Consider the following 19,150-nt stretch of genomic DNA (forward strand, 5'->3'; position numbering starts at 1 on the left):
GCTACACCCTCATCTGGGAAGAGCCGTCAATTGCTCCTACTATCTGCCAGATGTTGTAGTCCAGGGAGTTGCTCACCGCGAAGTCGATGGCCTGGTCCGGCGACCTGAAGCCGCATACGACGCGGGCAAGACGAGTTTCAGGCTCCGCGCTGACTGCGATCTTGCGGGCGAAAACGAGATCTTTTTCGCGTGAGGATATCAACGAATAGGGCAGACCCTCCCCGTCGAACACCAGGAGGCAAGCATTCCTGTCTGTTGCCACGACCTGGTTCAGCAGCAGGCGCAGCCGATTCTGGAGCTGGGTTTGGGAGTCCAGGACGGACGCTGACTCGTGCTCGACCGGCGCGTCTCTGCGCGTTGCCGTGTAGGACAGTCCGGGAAGGCCGAGCGTGCGGGCCTTGGCCATGTCGTCCCACGAAAAGTCTTCGAGCACGCCGATCTCGGAGGTCGTCGTTCCTGACAGCAGGTCGGTGTCCGAGAGGACCACCCGCAGCCGGTCGTGCGCATCGAGAGCCAGCACCTTCTTCCCCACGAGACTGGTGACGGTGGTGCGCCGCCTCACGAGGTGGTCGGGAAGATACGCACCGAAGGTCTCGAAGAGCGCGCTTCGGTCGGCCGGCTGGGGGAACGGCAGCGTTCTCCCAGCGTCCGCGAGAGATTTTCGACCCTCGGTCGAGGCGGAAATGGTGCTGGCGAGTTTGGTCAACTGTGCCGCACCGCGCTGGCGCTTGGAATCGGTGAAACTGACCTGCGTGGGGTGGATCCGCCGCAGGAACAGGACGGTTTTACTGTGCTTCCAGCGCAGGCCCACCAGGAGAGTTCGAGTGGCCAAGTTGTGGTCCACCGAACTGGAATAGCTCTCGTCGTACCCGAGACGATTCACCAGATAGGTGGGGAGCAACCACGTGGCGTGCCCCGGGGTTTGGCCCGAGTACGCCACGAGTTCACGGCTGAATCCGGACTTAGTGATGTGGAGGACCATATCGGCGGTCTCGTTGTCGAAATTTACCCACGACCCGTAGCTGGCCCGGTGCTCCGAGTCCAGGGTTTGCAGGCTCTTGACCAGACGGTGTGGGAGCATGATGTCGTCATCATCGTGCACCGCAGTGAAGTATCCCCTGCTCAATGCGGCCGCTCTGTTCCGGGCCGCGCTGATTCCAGACGGTGGCAAGACCTCCAATCGGATTCTCGGATCGGAGAATTGCTTCACCACCTCACTGGTCCCGTCTGTGGAGCCGTCGTCGACCACGATGACCTCGAACTCTTGGAAGTCTTGGGCCAGGATCGAGTTGAGGCAGTCTCCAATGTACTCAGCGCGATCCCGCGTGGCTATGGCGACAGAGACTAGGACGGGGCGGTCCTCGAGGGGCACCGACCACTCGACCAAGTTGCGGTAGATTGACGGGTCCTTCTGCACCTGAGAGACCTGGTTGTCCCGATAGCTGGCCGATGTCCGGAGTGGTTGGCTGGCGATCGTCGGCCACACGGAGCTGACATCCCACGCCCGGGGCGCTCTCGTACCGTGGCGCGAGCTGCCGTCGAACGCTTCGATGGGAACCCCGCCGCATCGGCGCAGCCGGATGACCAGGTCCAACATCATTGCGGAAGCAAGGCTTTCACGTTCGTCGAACCCTCGGACGTGGAGGAGATCCCGTGCCCGGGCAAGGATGGCCAGGGGAGAGTACTCGTGGACGTCGCGGGTGAAGTCGAGATCGCCCAGGTGGTCTGCGGAGATGGCGGACGGGTCCGTGTCAGGGTTTGGCTGGAGCCGGACCCCGTCGAACTCGATCCACCGGATGGCAGTGTTCTCATCGTCGACCATCGGCAGAGAACTGGGCGACGCCAAGGGCAGCTGCGGGACGTCACTGGGGATGACGGGGCCGTCGAGGAGCAGAATGTACTCGCCCGGGTTCTGAGAGATTAATTGGTTGTACATCTCTGCACGGCTCGTGCCCGCCGGAAATTCGACCACGTGGGGGATTTCCCTGAGGTCCAGGTTGGCGAAAGTATTGTTAGCCACGCCCACATTCAAGACTCCGGTGGGCAACGAGCTGTGTAGCAGCTGGATGAAGTTGCCGAACTCCTCCGTGTCCACGGTCTCAGTGATCTCGAAGCAGCAAACGACGATGGGGTGCGCGATCATCGGGCGACCTCCACGAAATCGCGCGCCGCCAGCAGTGACGCGGGGGTCGAGGAGTCCGGTCCCTTGAGGCGCGACTGAGACACTCGGATGAGGGCTCTGGTCATGGGAGGTGAAATGGCTCATCCGAATCCAGGGTGTAGTCGGGGTCTGAACCCGCCGGTCTCGAGCAGGGATCTGGCGATGTAGTTGGTCAGGTTGCGGAACCCCAGCGCCGAGCCGCGCAGGTGCTCGAGCCTGCCGTTGATCGCCTCGGTGGGCCCGTTGGAGGTGCTGGGCCGGTCGAAGTAGGCCAGGACGTCGGCGGCGCGCTTCTTCAGCGTCCTGCCGAGCTTGGTGATCTCGACCAGGGCCTTGGGGACGCCGGTGCTGATCGAGTCGATGAGCCGGGCCATCAGCTCGCGGCCGTGGCGCCGGTTCTCGTGGCGGTAGGCGGCGATCATGCGCTGGTAGACGCTCCAGGTGACCTCGACCTCGACGTGGGCGTCGTCGGCGAACAGGGTGTCCAGTCGGTCCTTCTGCTTGTCGTTGAGCAGGTCGGCGCCGGTGGACAGGGTCCGGCGGGCGGCATAGAGCGGGTCGCCCTTGCGGCCGCGGTGCCCACAGATGGCCTGCTGAACTCGCCGTCGGCACTCATCGAGCGCCTCGCCAGCGAGGCGCGTGACGTGGAAGGGATCTAGCACGGTCACCACGTCGGGCAGTTCCTCGACGGCGGCGGTCTTGAACCCGGTGAAGCCGTCCATCGCGACCACCTCCACGCCGTCGCGCCACTCCTGCGGGCGGTCGGCCAGCCAGGTCTTGAACGCCTGCTTGGAGCGTCCTTCGACCATGTCCAGCAGCCGTGCCGGGCCGGTGCCATCTCGCACTGGGGTGAGGTCGATGATCACGGTGACGTACCTGTCGCCGCGACGGGTGTGCCTCCACACGTGCTCATCGACCCCGACGACCTTCACCCCCTCGAAGCGGTGCTCCTCGTCGATCAGCACCCGCTTGCCCTCGGCCATAACGGCGTCGTTGGCGGTGTCCCAGGCCACCCCGAGCCCCTCGGCGACCCGAGCCACGGTCAGGTGCTGGACCACGATCCCTTCCAGCGCCCACCGCAGAGCGCGCCGAGACAACTTGGCCCGGGGCTCGGCCGCGGCGGTGGTGTCCTGGCGCCACACATACCCGCAGCCGCTGCAGCGGTAACGGCGCACGACGACCTCCAGCGTCGTGGGCCGCCAGCCCAGTGGTTCGTGGGCAAGCCGTCGGACCACGGTGTCACGTGGTCTCCCTTCGCAGCCGCAGCGCCGGCACCACTGGTCGGGCTCGACCACCTGACAGGCCAATACGGCACGATCCGGCTCGAGTCGCTGCCCGGTGACAACGAGGCCGAGTTCGTCGAGGCGGCAGAAGGCAGTCAGGTCGGGGCTGGCGAACGCATCAGCGCGCCCGCCGACGGTAGCGTCGTGCACGTCGAGGTCTTTCGGGCTGAGTGTGTAGGAGCTCTCATCCTCGGGAGACCTCGACCTCTATCCGGCCACCGACGCGCCGGCCCGCCGCGCGACGTGCGCTACACCCTCATCTGGGAAGAGCCTGAACACGGCCAGTGACTCCTCCACGCGACCGATGTTTCGCAAGGTCGAACCGTACTGCAGGTAGCAACGGCGTAAGAGGTCACCACTGAGTCCGTGGGCGAGAGCCCGCTCATAGAAATTGGCCGCCTTTTCTTCCTGGCCGTCCGTGTCGTAGGCACCACCGATCTCGTACAGCACACGCGAGTTCTCCGGATGCGCTTGGTAGAGGGGCTTCAGCGCGTCGATGGTGGGTTGCATGTTGCTGCGGTCGCGCGCCGCAACAATCCGATCGAGTTGAGCGTCAAGGTTCATGGGCGAATTATTACACCCAGAACCTCTCCAGCACTCCAATTTTCAGCAGGGCATCAACATTAGCCCATGGTTCCCCAGGAAAGTCTGGGGCGGTCAAGGCTCGCATTTTCGAGAACCCACGTCGCAACCTCCCGGGGAGAAACCTCCGCCAGATAGAGCCGCTGGCCACCCACGTAGCGATGATGTTCTTCGGCCTCCGGATCTGGGTCGTGTTCGCCGGGAAAACGCGCGTTTCCTCTCGGCACCGAGACGCTGAACGGAACATCAACCCACACGGAACCATCCCACTCATCGCGCAGATCAGGGCGATGCAGAAAAATCCCGTCTACCAGCACCAGGGTGTCGGGTGCCGTCTCGATGGGCCGTGCATCGACAGGCCGGTCTTCGTCGACGTCCCACGCTGCCGGGATGATGGCATGGCCCGTTCGAAGTGGTGTGACGACACAGCGACGAAACGCTTCGTAGTCATAGGAGGCGCGATAGAAGCTCTCAGGACCTCGCCCAGTTGCATACCGCTGAGCGCGAGGGTGGTGGAAGCCATCGATGCTGACGTTGATGGCCGGCCGCGTGCCTCGGGCCGACACCAGGGCCACCAGCTCCTGCGCAAGGACCGTCTTTCCCGCTCCGTCGAATCCGTCAATGGTCACCAGAGCAGGACGATCCGGTGCAACGGCGCACAGGTGTTCGGCCAGGCACGAGAGGGTTTCATGGCTCTTCACAGATGAGGGTGTAGCTGTGGTGCGACCTGGGGCGGCGCGTCGGTGTCGGGGTGAGGGTCGAGGTCTTCCGATGATGGGAGTTCTCACACAACCCGTCCGGAAGACCTCGACGTGCCTGACGCTACCTTCACGCGCCCTGACCTGACTACCTTCACCCGCCTCGACGGCCTCGGTCTGGAGGTCACCGGCCAGCTGCTCGAGCCTGACCGGTCCCTGCTGGCGTGCCGGGTCGTGGAGCCGGACGACTGGTGCAGGCGGTGCGGCTGCCAGGGCGTGCCCCGTGACACGGTGAGCAGGGAGTTGGCGCACGAGCCGTTCGGGTGGCGCCCTACCACGCTGGTGCTCACCGTGCGCCGCTACCGCTGCAAGGAGTGCTCGCACGTGTGGCGGCACACCCGGCGCGGTGACAAGTACGTCACCGTGATCATCGACCTCATCCCGGTCCGGGACGGCACCGGGCCCTCACGCCTGCTGGACGTGGTCGAAGGTCGGTCGAAAAAGGCGTTCAAGGACTGGCTGGCCGAGCGGGACCAGGCTTGGCGCGATGGGATCGAGGTCGTGGCCATGGATGGGTTCGCGGGCTTCAAGACCGCCACCACCGAGGAGCTGCCGGACGCCGTCACGGTTATGGATCCCTTCCACGTCATCCGGTTGGCCGGGGACGCTCTCGATGAGTGCCGCCGCCGAGTCCAGCAGGAACTGCACGGACACCGCGGACGCAAGGGCGACCCGCTCTACACCGCGCGGCGGACCCTGCACACCGGGGCTGACCTGCTCACCGACCGCCAGCACGAGCGCCAGCACGAGCGCCTTGACAAGCTCTTCGCTGGGGACCGGCACGTGCAAGTCGAGTGCACCTGGGGGATCTACCAGCGCATGATCTCCGCCTACCGTCACCCCGACCGGGCAGCCGGCCGCGTCGAGATGAGCTCCGTGATCGACGCCCTCGCCGACAGTGTGCCTGAGGCGTTGGTAGAACTGCGCAAGCTCGGCCGCACCCTGACCAGACGCGCCTGCGACGTCCTGGCCTACTTCGACCGGCCGCGCACGAGCAACGGACCTACCGAAGCCGTGAACGGTCGCCTCGAGCACCTGCGTGGCCTGGCCCTCGGCTTCCGCAACCTCACCAACTACATCGCCCGCGCACTCCTCGAAGCCGGCGGATTCAGACCACACCTACACCCCGAATTGTGAAGAGCCCAAAAAGCGCGCACGCGGGCGCGCAGATAGCATGAGACACGTCGAGGGGGACTGGTGCACGCATAGGTGACAGGCGTCGTCACGCCGCTTAAGCGGGCGTGTGGTCCATGATCAGCTCGTACTCGATGGGGGTCAACCGGCCCAGACGGTCCTGTCTGCGGCGGCGGTGGTATGCCCTCTCGATCCAGGTGATGATCCCCGCCCGCAGCTCGTCTCGGGTGGCCCAGTCGCGCCGGTCCAACACGTTCTTCTGCAGCAGCGCGAAGAAGGACTCCATTGCCGCGTTGTCCCCCGCTGCGCCGACTTGGCCCATCGAGCCGATCAGCCCGTAGCGGGAGAGCGCGTCCTGGAATAGGGCCGAACGGAACTGGGTGCCTCGGTCCGAGTGCACGATGCACCCGGCCACCACCGAGGTGCCGCCACGGCGTGCTACGGCCTGCTGAAGGGCGTCCACGGCCAACGAGGCCTGCATACGGCCGGCCATGGAGTACCCCACGATCCGCCCGGCGTGCACGTCCTTGACCGCGCAGAGGTAGAGCTTGCCCTGGCCGGTGGGGTGCTCGGTGATGTCTGTCAGCCAGAGCCTGTTCGGTGCTTCTGCGGCGAACTGACGCTGGACGTGGTCATCGTGCACGGGCGGGCCTGGCCGGCGCCCGTTCTTGCCACGCCTGGTCCCGAACGCGCAGTGCCAATGGTTCTCGTGGCACAGCCGCCAGGCGGTTCGGGCGGCCATGGGCTCCCCGGCCGCCTCGGCCTCGTCCCGCAGCAGCCGGTACCCGAACTCGGGATCGTTGTGGTGGGCGGCGTGCAGGGCATTGGCCCGGTAGGCCTGCTGCACCTCAGAGGCGGTGATGGGCTTCTCCCGCCAGCGGTAATAGGGCTGGCGAGCGAGCTTGAGGACCCGCAAGGACACCGCCACGGGGACACCGTGGCCGGCGAGCTCGGACACGAGCGGGTACATCATTTTTTCGGCAGGTTCGCCTGGGACAGATAGGCCGCGGCGCGGCGTAGGACTTCGTTCTCCTGCTCGAGCAGACGGATCCTGCGGCGCGCGGCGCGGAGTTCTTCAGCCTCGGCTTTGGTGGTGCCGGGGGTGTTGCCGGCCTCGATCTCGGCCTGACGCATCCAGTTCGTCAGACAGGACTCGGAGATGCCGAAGTCCTTCGCGATCTGGGCCAACCGGGTGCCGGCTTCACGGTTCTGAGCGACGCGGACGACGTCCTCGCGGAACTCTTTGGGGTAGGGGGCGGGCATGGTGCACATCCTTCCCTGTGGTGTGGGAACACCACAGATTGTATGTCACCTATGCGTGCATCAGTCCCAGGCCTTTATGGATCAGGTTGCTTGGTCGCTACCCATCCTGGAGGCCTCGACCTCTACCCAGACCCCACAACACGCGCTCCGAAACGCCCCCACGCACCCGGCTACCCATGCTCATCTGTGAAGGGCCCGCAAAGTCGACTTACCCGTAGCTTGCGCGCTCCGCGGACCGGGCTTGTTAGAGGTCGAGGCCTTCTAGGTAACGCCTCGCCTCCTCGTCATTGCGCCGACCTTCATCGCGATAAGTCTCTGCCATGTCTCTCAATACCGAAGCCGTCCTGGGGTGCGTAGCTTGCACAGCGATGGACCATGATTCGTACTTGGCTGCCAGGGCATACTCTTGCGCCCCGCCGTCCGTCAGCCCTCGTGACGTGACACCTCTCTTGTTGAATAGGCCGGTACTGAATCCACGCTCCAAACGGTTGTTCGGATACGTTTCGAGAGCTTCCCTGACTGGAAGGGTGGGGAAAGTGCCATCTGGGTCTTCTGGAGCATGCGCGAAAACCTCTCCGATCTGGAGCTCGCCGACATCGAGTCGGTCAGCTTCGGCGAGAAGTCTGCGCGCTTCTGCCAGCCATTCATTGAGGGCAGATCCGTCCACGGTGCCATCCGCCTGGGTACCAGGGACGATTTTCCATTCACGAAGAAGCCGATATGCATTCGAGGCGAGCATGGATTTACCGCTCTGCGGTTGGCTATCTGCGTCATCGTTGGCGCCTCGAAAGATGAGCTCCACTAACTCGACGAAGATTCGAGCATTGCGAGCAAGAAGACTCTCCAACGTCAACGTTCGGGAATCGTCATCGAGGAGCGAAAGGTACTTCCATTCCAGGCTTGCAATTTTCTCCTCATCGACACCCTCTTCCTTGAGGTACTGGATCAGTCTTGAGATGTCGTAGCTTGACACGCGCGCGGCTTCTGGATCTTCCTGCGTTCCAAGAGTCTTCAACGCCTGAATGATCAGATCAGAATCTAGATCAGACTGGTGCGTGGCATACATGCTCAGAGTGTCGAGGGCCATGGCAACACGGCCGTGCAAGATCAATTTTCGCGCGGCTTCGTTGACAAAGGGAAAATCCGCTCCGCGCCCAAAAGGCATGAACTCAGACCAATAAGCCGAGTCGACTTCCGGTTCATGCTCAGCTAGCAGTCGCCAGGCACTCTCGACATCATCGCTCATTTGAAGCAGTCGAGCTTGGAGCACGGGGTGCCCGGCGAATCGTTCAACCCACCCTTGGATGCTGTCGAAATCACCGGCGAAACGCCCCCGTGCGTAACCTTCCGCGAACTGGACCTGGGAACGATCCGGACCCTCGAGAAGCGCAAGCGCGCCAACATCGTTGACATTACTCACGTGAGCTAGTGAGAAACCTACCGCCCAGGGAAGCTCTACGGCGGCCGCTAAGGCAACCACCGCCTCCCACCCTTCGCTCTCCAGTACCTCGAGGACCGCCTGCTGACGAGCAGCCTTCAGCGCGACGTCATACTTTTCGAGGTTGTCTGCCGCTGAAATACCGATACTCGGATGCCAATCGTCAAATAGCCACCGATGAACGTCACTTGGCAGATCGGGCTTCACCCGGTCACGGAGGTTAATAAGCGCATTCAGAGACTCCTCATCCAGAGACCTTTCAGCCTTATTGCTCTCTCCAGATCGACGTACAAGGCGATCGATCGCCTCCCAGAGTGGCAGCCTTTCATCGCGGGTTAGGTTCGCGGGATCGAGCGTCCCCAGGGCATCCAGAGCGCGCCGGCGCGACTCAGGTGGCATTTGACGGAGCTTTGGCAGGACAGAGACCCATCTGCTCGGTTCTTCCGTTGCGAGCATCAGTATTCGATCAACGACTGCCTCGACCATTTCGATGACTTCCGGGCGTGGGACGCTTGGTTCACTTGGACCGCCCCAGGCGCGAAACTGAGGGCGGTGGCTCTGAAAGGCGACCACCGACGGTTTGGGGATTAGGTCGATCAGCAACTTCCAGGAGACTTCACGATGGCGCCGAATTAGGACGTCGAGCGTCTGCACGCGCGTCGCCATCGACGCGGCGGATTGCGGATGCCAGGGCCTGAAAATTGCCTCGAGGCTGGCGGACGGCCGGTTACTAAGTCGCCCTCCTGTATCGATTTCTGCGAGTTGCGCTAATACCTCGGCGGCGTAGCCCATGTACTGTTCAGACCAGGCAAGCCCCTCCAGGGCCCACAAAAAACCAGTGTGAGGACTACCCGCGTTCCAGTGTTGATCAACGTCCTGAAATAGTTTTCCAGCGAGCGGTTTGGTGCCGCTGGTGCTCTGAGACAACGCCCGCAGGAATGGGTCCGGTGCTGCTTCAGCCAGCAACGGCACAACGTCCTCTAGCGAAGTCCACAGTTGGGCTGACTCGTCCTGGGTTGCCCGCTCGAACAAATTCCATGCGACACGCTCAGCCCATTGGCGGGCACATCGCCCCCTGGACAACCGGAGCTCATCCCCGCGTGTGCCAAGCAGTGCCAGCGAACGACCCAGTCCCTTCCGGAGATCGTTGGAGTGGATCCGACTTTTCCCGTGTATCTCCGCGAGCCAGCGATCCTCCGCCGGAAGCTCTAGTCGAGGATCGACTGCACCCAAGACTGTCTGAATCGCACGTTCAAGAGCATCGAGGTCCCGGTCTGAGATGACCTGACGAGCCATTTGCCATGAATCCATTGGTGCGGCAACGGCCCAAGTAGCGCCGACTTTCGTGAAGAGAGGGTCAGGTTGACGAATCGCAGCGGCAAGCCGCTCTTCGAGCTCTTCGACGCCGGTTTCGATGAGCGCCTCAATCACTTCGGCGTCTCCGCTGCGTGTTTGACTCCACGCTCCGGCAAGCCAAAAGCGACGGACCGGTCTATCCGCAAGGTCAGCAGCCCACGCCTTGGGCTCACGCGACTGAGTAGAGACCCGTCGTAACGCGACGAGACTTTTGTTCCCGGCTCGCATATACCGATCAAGGTCGGTGTCAGGCACCCCTGCCTCCTTGAGGGCCGTCCTAAGAGCCAGGTGGTTCAGCGGCGGAAGCTCGACGTCGACGTCTCCGTCAGATTCAGTGGTCACGAACACGACGTGGTGATTATTGATTAGATGTGCGTCCCGCTGTAGACGCTCTTCGTACGGCAGAAGAATGAGCAAGCTTGACGTTCGCTCCAGCCGGCGGAGCGTCGCACCATCGTGAACCAGGAGGGACTTAGCCAGCATGGGTTCGGATTTATCCGGTTCCATCATCGTCATCGAGCACACCGCGAAGGCGAGGCCGTCGTCGATGCTCGTCGCACGGATAAAGGTTCGGCCGACCTCGTCCGCAAGGCGGCGTATTAACGATGCAGCTTGGTCTTCCCGCCCGGCCAACGCGACAGTGCTTGTCAGCTTGGGATCAAAGCCTCGCGAGAACCGGTCCCACCAGTCCTCGATCGAAGTCGCACCAAACGGATCCATGCCGAGTAGTTCCGACAACCAAATTTGTACCGCTGGAGAGACCTCGAGTGCTTGCTCTATGTCATCTGCATCGAGGACGCGAACGTCACGCCACACTTTTTCGTCACGCCGACGTTGCTCCCACGTCTTCTTCTTTTCCCAACGCCGGGGGGTGACGAACACGAAAGTCGTGTGTGCTCGGTCGATGCCGTTTGGGTTCTTCGTGCGAGTCCGATAGTCGCTCTGCGCTTTCTTTTCTGGATCGCCGCTGACACCCATCTCCCAGACGCTCAAACCGTCGGGCACAAACGGGGTTGACCGAGTCGCTTCAACAAACCCGTCGTACCCCGTCAGCCCAACACCATCTCCACCTCGCATCTCCACGCGTTGGACCTGATCGTTCTCGGCTCGCACGAGGCGGCGCACCAGGATCGGGAGGCCTGCCTGCGCAGACCGAGTATCGGCCCAGCGCTCAAGCTCGCTAGCCCCCGCCAGGTGGGGTAGACCCTCGTTACGTGCCATGAAGCGTGCCTCTCCTGACTCTCCTGAGTCCACACTAGTGCGGTGACAGGCAGGTTTACGGGCTCTTCACAATTCGGGGTGTAGGTGTGGTCTGAATCCGCCGGCTTCGAGGAGTGCGCGGGCGATGTAGTTGGTGAGGTTGCGGAAGCCGAGGGCCAGGCCACGCAGGTGCTCGAGGCGACCGTTCACGGCTTCGGTAGGTCCGTTGCTCGTGCGCGGCCGGTCGAAGTAGGCCAGGACGTCGCAGGCGCGTCTGGTCAGGGTGCGGCCGAGCTTGCGCAGTTCTACCAACGCCTCAGGCACACTGTCGGCGAGGGCGTCGATCACGGAGCTCATCTCGACGCGGCCGGCTGCCCGGTCGGGGTGACGGTAGGCGGAGATCATGCGCTGGTAGATCCCCCAGGTGCACTCGACTTGCACGTGCCGGTCCCCAGCGAAGAGCTTGTCAAGGCGCTCGTGCTGGCGCTCGTGCTGGCGGTCGGTGAGCAGGTCAGCCCCGGTGTGCAGGGTCCGCCGCGCGGTGTAGAGCGGGTCGCCCTTGCGTCCGCGGTGTCCGTGCAGTTCCTGCTGGACTCGGCGGCGGCACTCATCGAGAGCGTCCCCGGCCAACCGGATGACGTGGAAGGGATCCATAACCGTGACGGCGTCCGGCAGCTCCTCGGTGGTGGCGGTCTTGAAGCCCGCGAACCCATCCATGGCCACGACCTCGATCCCATCGCGCCAAGCCTGGTCCCGCTCGGCCAGCCAGTCCTTGAACGCCTTTTTCGACCGACCTTCGACCACGTCCAGCAGGCGTGAGGGCCCGGTGCCGTCCCGGACCGGGATGAGGTCGATGATCACGGTGACGTACTTGTCACCGCGCCGGGTGTGCCGCCACACGTGCGAGCACTCCTTGCAGCGGTAGCGGCGCACGGTGAGCACCAGCGTGGTAGGGCGCCACCCGAACGGCTCGTGCGCCAACTCCCTGCTCACCGTGTCACGGGGCACGCCCTGGCAGCCGCACCGCCTGCACCAGTCGTCCGGCTCCACGACCCGGCACGCCAGCAGGGACCGGTCAGGCTCGAGCAGCTGGCCGGTGACCTCCAGACCGAGGCCGTCGAGGCGGGTGAAGGTAGTCAGGTCAGGGCGCGTGAAGGTAGCGTCAGGCACGTCGAGGTCTTCCGGACGGGTTGTGTGAGAACTCCCATCATCGGAAGACCTCGACCCTCACCCCGACACCGACGCGCCGCCCCAGGTCGCACCACAGCTACACCCTCATCTGTGAAGGGCCGGTTTCATGACGACTCATACCCTGAGTCTCCCAGCCGTGTCCGGGATGACCGACCGTCGTGCACGGAAGAGCTGCTACCCGGTCTGGATAATTTTCGTTTGCGTTATTCACATGCGTGAAGTTTCACCCCCAGAGACCACAACGTCATGACCCGCAACAGCTAGTAGAGGAATCCTCCCCGGCCGCGTCTTCGTGCTTTGGCGCGGAGTTCATCCAGTCGTACCAGCACCTCAATCTGAAGTAGGCACGGCCACCCGTGGACCACCAGCCCCAAACCCAAGCAACCCATGGCCCACCAGGGATGAGCGGAGACCGTGAGAGCAGCTGCGGCCAGCAGATGGATCGCAAGCGACACAGCGTGACTGACCAGCGACCCGGCGGCATCAGACCTGAACGGATCAAGGTCGGTGAAGGACCTGATGGGGCGACGTACCTGCCGGTTCCACCGCGCCCGGTCCAGCACTCGGGCCAGCGAACGTGGCCTGGTCCAGCGAATCATCGAGGACCCCAGAGCTGTTCGTCGCCACTGGTGGGCGAGCAGCCGCTGGGTGGGACGCCCGTAGAACACGCCCGCCCCAAAGGTCCCGGCGGTCACCAGCCCCACGTACCCGCCCGGGGATCGCGGCACGACGACAACGAAACCACACGCCAGGACAAGTACGGTCACCAACGCGGCAAAAACACTGGAAATCCTCATCCCCGGCAATCCATTTGGCAATCTACGGTCTTCTCAGCGCAGGTCTCGATGCCTGCGCCCCGTGGACACTGCTCCATCACCAGCCGCCGGTAGCCTCACCCGGGAACACAGTCATCCAGTAGTCCGGCAGCACCTCGCGCAACGACTTCCACACAAGCTGCGTGGGATCGTCCGGCGCCGCGACACCCACCAGCACGTCGGGTCCGTGAACGGCCAGCCTCTCCCGGCACACGCCGCACGGGCTGAGGACCAGGAACCTTCCCGCTTCATCCCGGTGCAAGCACACAGAGGCCACGATCTCCTGGTCGAGCCGGAACGCCGCCGCGTAGGGCTCGATCTCGTGGCACACCTCCACCGCCGGGTTCACCGCATCCGGAGCGGTGCCGGTGAGAACGGTCCCATCCGCGAGCAGCATCGCGGCAGCCCCGCGCTGGTCGCCCTGAGGAAAGCGAACTTCCATCAGATTCAGACAGGCGTTGACGGTTTCATCCAGTTGCTCCCGCTTCATACTGGAACTCTAGGCTGGCGCCAGGACACCTTTGCGGTACCCGCGTGAGCGCGTTCCTGGACACCCGGAATCTCCGCCAATATCGTGGTCATCACGACGAACCGGTCACCGGGGCGTTGTCTGCCGGAGGCCCTACTGGGGCCTCCGCGCTTATGTGAGGCACCCACTTGCGTGCGGTCTGGTCCTTCCGGTTCCGGTTCCGGTTCCACGTGCATACACCCATGCGCGACGACGCACTGCACACCACGCCCTCTGCCCGGTCATGTCGTCAGACACTTACGCAGAAGCACTCAGGTGCGCCGCGAAGTAGTCCTCGATCCTCCGCCACGCGTGCTCGCGGTCCTCTCGGGTGCCCCCGAAACCCGCCACGTGCCACAGCGGGGCCAGGGCGGCAGGTCCCGGCATCGAGTCGTTGAGAAGGGCGTGCCCCGCGCTCGGGTACTCCTGGATGTCGTACCCCACCGAGGCGGCGTCGAGCTTTGCCTCCAGCTTCTGCGCCGCACCCCGGTTCCGTAGTTCACGCTCGCCACGGCGTAGCGGTCCCGGTCGCACGTCAGCAGCGCGAAGCCCCCGCCCATGCAGAAGCCGATGATGCCCACGGCCTCGGTGGTCTCCGGCTGGGCGAGCAGCCACTGCAGGCTGGTCTCGATGTCCACCAGCGCCTTGCCCTTACCCGTGCTCAGGGCACGGATCGTGGCAACCAGGTGCCGCCGCGCCCTGCCGTCCAAGTACAGGTCCGGGACGACGACCTCGTAGCCCCACCCGGCTATGCGGCCGGGGTTCATTCATGCCCCGGAGGGCTCAGCCCCGGAACGCCCCCGCCAGGTTCCGCGCCCCGGAAGCCAACAGGGCGACGTCGGCGCCCACGTTCACGAAGTCCGCGCCCGCGGCGAGGTAGTCCCGCGCCTGGTCCTGCGCGAACGCGTTGACGCCCACGAACTTGCCCGCCGCCTGCACCGCGGTGATCACGTGCTTCACGGCGGCGACGACGTCCGGGTGGGTCTGCTGCCCGATCAGCCCCATGGAGGCGGCGAGGTCTGAGGGGCCCACGAACACGCCGTCCACCCCGTCCACCGCGGCGATCTCCTCGATGCCCGCCACGGCGGCGGCAGACTCCGCCTGCACCACAAGGGTGATGGTCTCCCGGGCCCGCGGCAGGTAGCCAGGGATCCCACCCCAGCGCCCGGAACGCGCCAGTGCCGCACCCACGCCGCGCACGCCCGCGGACGGGTACGCCACGGACCGGGCTGCGGCCTCCGCCTCGGCCACGGAGTCCACCATGGGCACGATCAGCGACTGCACCCCGAGGTCCAGGTACTGCTTGATGATGACCTCGTCGTTGTCCGGCACCCGCACCACGGACAGGGTGGGGTACCCGGCGATCGCGCGCAGCTGCGCCTGGATGGACTCCAGGGACAGGGGCGAGTGCTCGCTGTCCACCAGGAGGTAGTCGAAGCCCGCACTCGCGCAGATCTCCGCCGCGGTCGGATCACCGGAGGACAGGAAAATACCCGTGACCGGGTCCTCCGGTGTGCGCGGCAGCGCGAAGAGGTCCTTGAGGCTCGGCAGCACGCCCGGCAGGTTGGCGGCGCCCTCAGCGCGGAAGGTGTGGATCAGCTCGTTCACTCGAAGCGACACGTGATGGCTCCCAATTCTCCGTAGTCCGCGTGGACGGTGTCCCCGGGGTGCACCCACATGGGCTTGGTGAAGGACCCGGCCAGCACGATGCTCCCGGCCTCCAGCGCGTCCCCGTGCGCGGCCAGCTTGTTGGCGAGCCACGCCACGCCGTTCGCGGGGTGGTTGAGCACGGCCGCGGCCACGCCCGTGTCCTCCAGGGTCTCGTTGCGGTACAGCAGCGCGGAGACCCACCGCAGGTCCACGGCGTCCGGAGCCACGGGGTTGCCGCCGTAGACCATCCCGCCGAGGGCGGCATTGTCCGAGATGGTGTCCACGATCGTGCGGCCCTCCATCTGGACCCTCGAGCTGAGGATCTCCAGCGCCGGCACCACGTACTCGGTGGCCCGCAGCACGTCGAAGATGCTCGTGTGCGGCCCGCGCAGCTCGTCCCTGAGCACGAACGCGAGCTCCACCTCGATCCGCACGTTCGAGTACTGCCCGTGCTCGATCACCGAGCCGTTCTCGTGCACCTGGTCCGCGAAGATCGCCCCGTAGTCCGGTTCCGTGATCCCCGTGGCCTCCTGCATGACCTTCGAGGTCAGCCCGATCTTCCGGCCCACGAGCCGCCGCCCGGCCTCCTGCGCGCGCCGGCGCCACTCGTTCTGCACCGCGTAGGAGTCCTCCACGGTCATCTCCGGGTAGCGCAGCGTGAGCCGCTCGATCATCGTGCGGTTCGCCTCCGCGGCGGCCAGTTCGTCCGCGATGGCCACCACGCGTTCGTGCTCCAGCATGTCCTTGCCTTTCGGTTGGTCCGTGCGCCGTGCCCGCAGGGGACGACGACGCCGCTGCGCCGGTGTCCCAACGCTCCGTCACCCGGGTGCCCCACAGGGCCGGGTGCCGCTCCCCGGAAAGAGTGCGAGCGGCGTCGTCGTCCGCTCGGCGTGAGCCGCACCCGCCGCCGCCGGGGCGTGCGGGCGCGGCTCACGCGCGGGAGGAGCGGGTCAGAGCTGGTGACCCATCTTGTACTCGCCCTTCTTCCAGTCCGGCATGGACTCCTCGCCCTCGGAGGGGCGGGTGTAGGAGAAGCCGTCCGCGCCGATGGTCACGGCGAGCTCGGAGTCGTCCGTGCGGGAGACGACCTCCTGCGGGTTGCCGTCCAGGTCCAGCACCAGGGACGCCTCCGTGTACCAGGAGGGGACCACGGGGGTGCCCCACCAGTCGCGGCGCTGGTTGTCGTGGACGTCCCACGTGACCACGGGGTTGTCCGGGTCACCGGTGTAGTAGTCCTGCGTGTAGATCTCCACGCGGTGCCCGTCCGGGTCCCGCAGGTAGAGGTAGAACGCGTTGGACACGCCGTGGCGGCCGGGGCCGCGCTCGATCCTGTCCGACTGGCGCAGCGCACCGAGCTTGTCGCAGATGGCCAGGATGTTGTGCTTCTCGTGGGTCGCGAAGGCCACGTGGTGCATGCGGGGGCCGTCGCCGCCGGTCATGGCGGTGTCGTGCACGGTGGGCTTGCGGCGCATCCACGCGGCGTACACCGTGCCCTGCTCGTCCTGGATGTCCTCGGTCACGCGGAAGCCCAGGTCCTGCATGAACTTGGTGGCGCGGGGCACGTCCGGGGTGACCTGGTTGAAGTGGTCCAGGCGCACCAGGGCGCCCGGGGTGTAGAGGTCGTAGCGCCACGCGAGGCGCTCCACGTGCTCCACGTCGTAGAAGAACTCGTACGGGAAGCCCAGCGGGTCCTCCACGCGCACCGACTCGCCGATGCCCTTGGTGAAGCCCTCCGCACGGCGCTCCACGCGGCAACCGAGCTCCTCGTAGAAGGCCACGGCCTTGTCGAGGTCCTCGGGGGTGCGCACGCGGTAGGAGAACGCGGCCACGGCGGCCACGGGACCCTGGCGCAGCACCAGGTTGTGGTGGATGAACTCCTCGATCGAGCGCAGGTAGACGGTGTTCTCGTCCTCCTCCGTGACCGTGAGCCCCAGCACGTCCACGTAGAACTCGCGGGAGGCCGCGAGGTCCGTGACCACGAGCTCCATGTACGCGCAGCGCAGGATGTCCGGCGCGGGCACGGAGGGGGTCTTGATGGGGTTGTCGGTGGTGATCGGGGCTTCCTGCGAAACATAGAAGCCCGAGGACGTCATCGTCCGGTCAGCGGGATTCGTCATGGTGTGTCCTTCGTGGTGAGAGTGCCTCGTGATGACAGTGAAAGGGTCGTGGGGTTCTGGCGCCGCCCCGCCGCGGACCGTGCGGCCCGCGGCGGCGGGAGCGGCGTGGGAGTGCTGCGTGGGCGGGGCTCAGCCGTCCGTCTTGGCGGCGGCGTCCTCCTGCTTGCCGAACACCGGGTTGTGCACCTCGCCCAGGTTGATGTGCACGGCCTGCTGGTCCGTGTAGAAGTCGATCGAGCGGTAGCCGCCCTCGTGGCCCAGCCCGGAGGCCTTCACACCGCCGAACGGGGTGCGCAGGTCGCGCACGTTGTTGGAGTTCAGCCACACCATGCCCGCCTCCACGTTCTGCGCGAAGTTGTGGGCGCGCTTGAGGTCGCTGGTCCAGATGTAGGCCGCCAGGCCGTACTTGGTGTTGTTCGCGAGCTCCAGGGCCTCCTCGTCCGTGTCGAACGGGGTGATGGCCACCACCGGACCGAAGATCTCCTCCTGGAAGATCCGGGCGTCCGGCTTGACGTCCACGAACACCGTGGGCGCCACGTAGTTGCCGGTCTCGAAGCCCTCGGGGCGGCCGCCACCGGCCACCAGGCGGGCCTCCTGCTTGCCGATCTCCACGTAGGACATGACCTTCTCGTAGTGCTCCGGGTGCACCAGGGCGCCCACCTCGGTGGACGGGTCCGAGGGCAGACCCACCTTTACCCGCTTGGCCTGCGCGGCGTAGCGCTCCACGAATTCGTCGTAGATCCCGCGCTGCACCAGGATGCGCGAGCCCGCGGTGCAGCGCTCGCCGTTGAGGGAGAACACCCCGAAGACCGTGGCGTTGATCGCGGCCTCGAGGTCCGCATCCTCGAAGACCACGGCCGGGGACTTGCCGCCCAGCTCCATGGACAGGCCCTTGAGGTACGGGGCGGCGTTGCCGAAGATGATCTGGCCCGTGCGGGACTCGCCCGTGAAGGAGATCAGGGGCACGTCCGGGTGCTTGACCAGGGAGTCACCGGCGTAGCCCTCCTCGCCGAAGCCGTTGACCAGGTTGAACACACCGGCGGGCACGCCGGCCTCCTCGAAGATCCCCGGCCACAGGGAGGCGGAGAGCGGGGTGAACTCCGCGGGCTTGAGCACCACGCAGTTGCCGGTGGCCAGGGCGGGGCCCAGCTTCCAGGACTCGAGCATGAACGGGGTGTTCCACGGGGTGATCAGACCGGCCACGCCGATGGGCTTGCGGTTCACGTAGTTCACCTGGCGCCCGGGGACCTTGTAGGCGTCGTCGATCTGGGCGACGATCAGGTCCGCGAAGAAGCGGAAGTTCTCCGCCGCGCGGCGCGCCTGGCCCAGGGCCTGGGTGATGGGCAGCCCGGAGTCGTAGGACTCCATGGCGGCCAGCTGGTCACCGCGGGACTCCACGATGTCCGCGATCTTGTGCAGGATCCGGGAGCGCTCGCGCGGGAGCATCTTGGGCCAGGGGCCCTCCTCGAACGCCTTCTTGGCGGCGGCCACGGCGGCCTCGATGTCCGCCTTCTTGCCGGAGGCGGCCGTGATGTAGGGCTCGTTGGTCACGGGGTTGAGCACGTCGAACGTGTCCCCGTCGATCGAGTCCACCCACTCGCCGTTGATGTAGTGGCGGATGGACTCGGGAAGGTTCTCGGGCTTGGTGTCCTGCAGAGCGGCCATGGAATGACTCCTCGTATCAGTGGATTCGG

Annotated in this window: 14 protein-coding genes and 1 pseudogene; 1 reads left to right on the forward strand and 14 read right to left on the reverse strand. The window is 65.2% G+C overall.

Annotation, left to right across the window (positions count from 1 at the left end; translation table 11 throughout):
• Position 1 precedes the first annotated feature (1 nt).
• The 4 genes from DNL27_RS11820 to DNL27_RS11835 all read right to left on the reverse strand — a co-directional run bounded on the left by DNL27_RS11820 (position 2) and on the right by DNL27_RS11835 (position 4,727).
• Complete coding sequence (locus DNL27_RS11820; protein ID WP_162627106.1) at positions 2-2,143, reverse strand: glycosyltransferase family A protein; 2,142 nt, start codon at positions 2,141-2,143, stop codon at positions 2-4.
• 119 nt (positions 2,144-2,262) lie between these two features.
• The gene (locus tag DNL27_RS11825) at positions 2,263-3,594 is read right to left on the reverse strand and encodes an ISL3-like element ISPfr3 family transposase (RefSeq protein WP_087137594.1); all 1,332 of its coding nucleotides are present in this window, start codon (positions 3,592-3,594) and stop codon (positions 2,263-2,265) included.
• A 57-nt stretch (positions 3,595-3,651) separates the two neighbouring features.
• Complete coding sequence (locus DNL27_RS11830; protein ID WP_112235668.1) at positions 3,652-4,008, reverse strand: tetratricopeptide repeat protein; 357 nt, start codon at positions 4,006-4,008, stop codon at positions 3,652-3,654.
• A 59-nt stretch (positions 4,009-4,067) separates the two neighbouring features.
• Complete coding sequence (locus tag DNL27_RS11835) at positions 4,068-4,727, reverse strand: uridine kinase (RefSeq protein ID WP_239494387.1); 660 nt, start codon at positions 4,725-4,727, stop codon at positions 4,068-4,070.
• A gap of 111 nt (positions 4,728-4,838) precedes the next feature.
• Here DNL27_RS11835 and DNL27_RS11840 point away from each other — a divergent pair, with 111 nt between their 5' ends.
• Complete coding sequence (locus tag DNL27_RS11840; RefSeq protein ID WP_112235669.1) at positions 4,839-5,921, forward strand: ISL3 family transposase; 1,083 nt, start codon at positions 4,839-4,841, stop codon at positions 5,919-5,921.
• A gap of 94 nt (positions 5,922-6,015) precedes the next feature.
• On the opposite strand, the gene DNL27_RS11845 is transcribed toward DNL27_RS11840, so the two are convergent.
• The 10 genes and pseudogenes from DNL27_RS11845 to hpaE all read right to left on the reverse strand — a co-directional run bounded on the left by DNL27_RS11845 (position 6,016) and on the right by hpaE (position 19,121).
• Positions 6,016-7,181, reverse strand: a protein-coding gene (locus tag DNL27_RS11845; RefSeq protein ID WP_112235670.1) for an IS3 family transposase whose coding sequence is annotated in 2 segments (ribosomal slippage) — positions 6,016-6,894 and positions 6,897-7,181 — 1,164 coding nt in all. Because the reading frame shifts where the segments join, the coding sequence is not laid out codon by codon here.
• Between the two features lie 244 nt (positions 7,182-7,425).
• Complete coding sequence (locus tag DNL27_RS12200) at positions 7,426-11,088, reverse strand: hypothetical protein (RefSeq protein ID WP_162627136.1); 3,663 nt, start codon at positions 11,086-11,088, stop codon at positions 7,426-7,428.
• A gap of 174 nt (positions 11,089-11,262) precedes the next feature.
• Positions 11,263-12,345, reverse strand: a complete 1,083-nt coding sequence (locus tag DNL27_RS11855) for an ISL3 family transposase (RefSeq protein WP_112235669.1) — start codon at positions 12,343-12,345, stop codon at positions 11,263-11,265.
• A gap of 894 nt (positions 12,346-13,239) precedes the next feature.
• Entirely contained in the window at positions 13,240-13,671 is a 432-nt protein-coding gene (locus tag DNL27_RS11860; protein ID WP_112235672.1) for a cytidine deaminase, read from the reverse strand.
• 276 nt (positions 13,672-13,947) lie between these two features.
• Positions 13,948-14,223 carry a dienelactone hydrolase family protein gene (locus DNL27_RS12520; RefSeq protein ID WP_239494497.1) on the reverse strand — a complete coding sequence of 92 codons (276 nt, stop codon included), beginning with the start codon at positions 14,221-14,223 and terminating at the stop codon, positions 13,948-13,950.
• An 8-nt stretch (positions 14,224-14,231) separates the two neighbouring features.
• Positions 14,232-14,456 (reverse strand): annotated as a pseudogene (locus tag DNL27_RS12525) (dienelactone hydrolase family protein); the annotation flags it as partial.
• Between the two features lie 16 nt (positions 14,457-14,472).
• A complete protein-coding gene (locus DNL27_RS11870; protein ID WP_112235844.1) occupies positions 14,473-15,243 on the reverse strand; it encodes an HpcH/HpaI aldolase/citrate lyase family protein in 771 nt (256 codons plus the stop codon).
• Between the two features lie 50 nt (positions 15,244-15,293).
• Positions 15,294-16,079, reverse strand: coding sequence for a 2-oxo-hept-4-ene-1,7-dioate hydratase (hpaH, locus tag DNL27_RS11875; protein WP_041297437.1), 786 nt, complete (start codon positions 16,077-16,079; stop codon positions 15,294-15,296).
• Positions 16,080-16,289: 210 nt separating this feature from the next.
• Positions 16,290-17,456: a 3,4-dihydroxyphenylacetate 2,3-dioxygenase gene (hpaD, locus tag DNL27_RS11880; protein ID WP_012399270.1), complete on the reverse strand. Its 1,167-nt coding sequence runs from the start codon at positions 17,454-17,456 to the stop codon at positions 16,290-16,292.
• 129 nt (positions 17,457-17,585) lie between these two features.
• Positions 17,586-19,121, reverse strand: coding sequence for a 5-carboxymethyl-2-hydroxymuconate semialdehyde dehydrogenase (hpaE, locus tag DNL27_RS11885; RefSeq protein WP_112235673.1), 1,536 nt, complete (start codon positions 19,119-19,121; stop codon positions 17,586-17,588).
• Between the last annotated feature and the right edge of the window lie 29 nt (positions 19,122-19,150).

Origin of the sequence: Kocuria sp. BT304 (assembly GCF_003290245.1) — a bacterium.
In the GTDB taxonomy this organism is placed as follows: Bacteria; Actinomycetota; Actinomycetes; order Actinomycetales; family Micrococcaceae; genus Kocuria; species Kocuria rhizophila_A.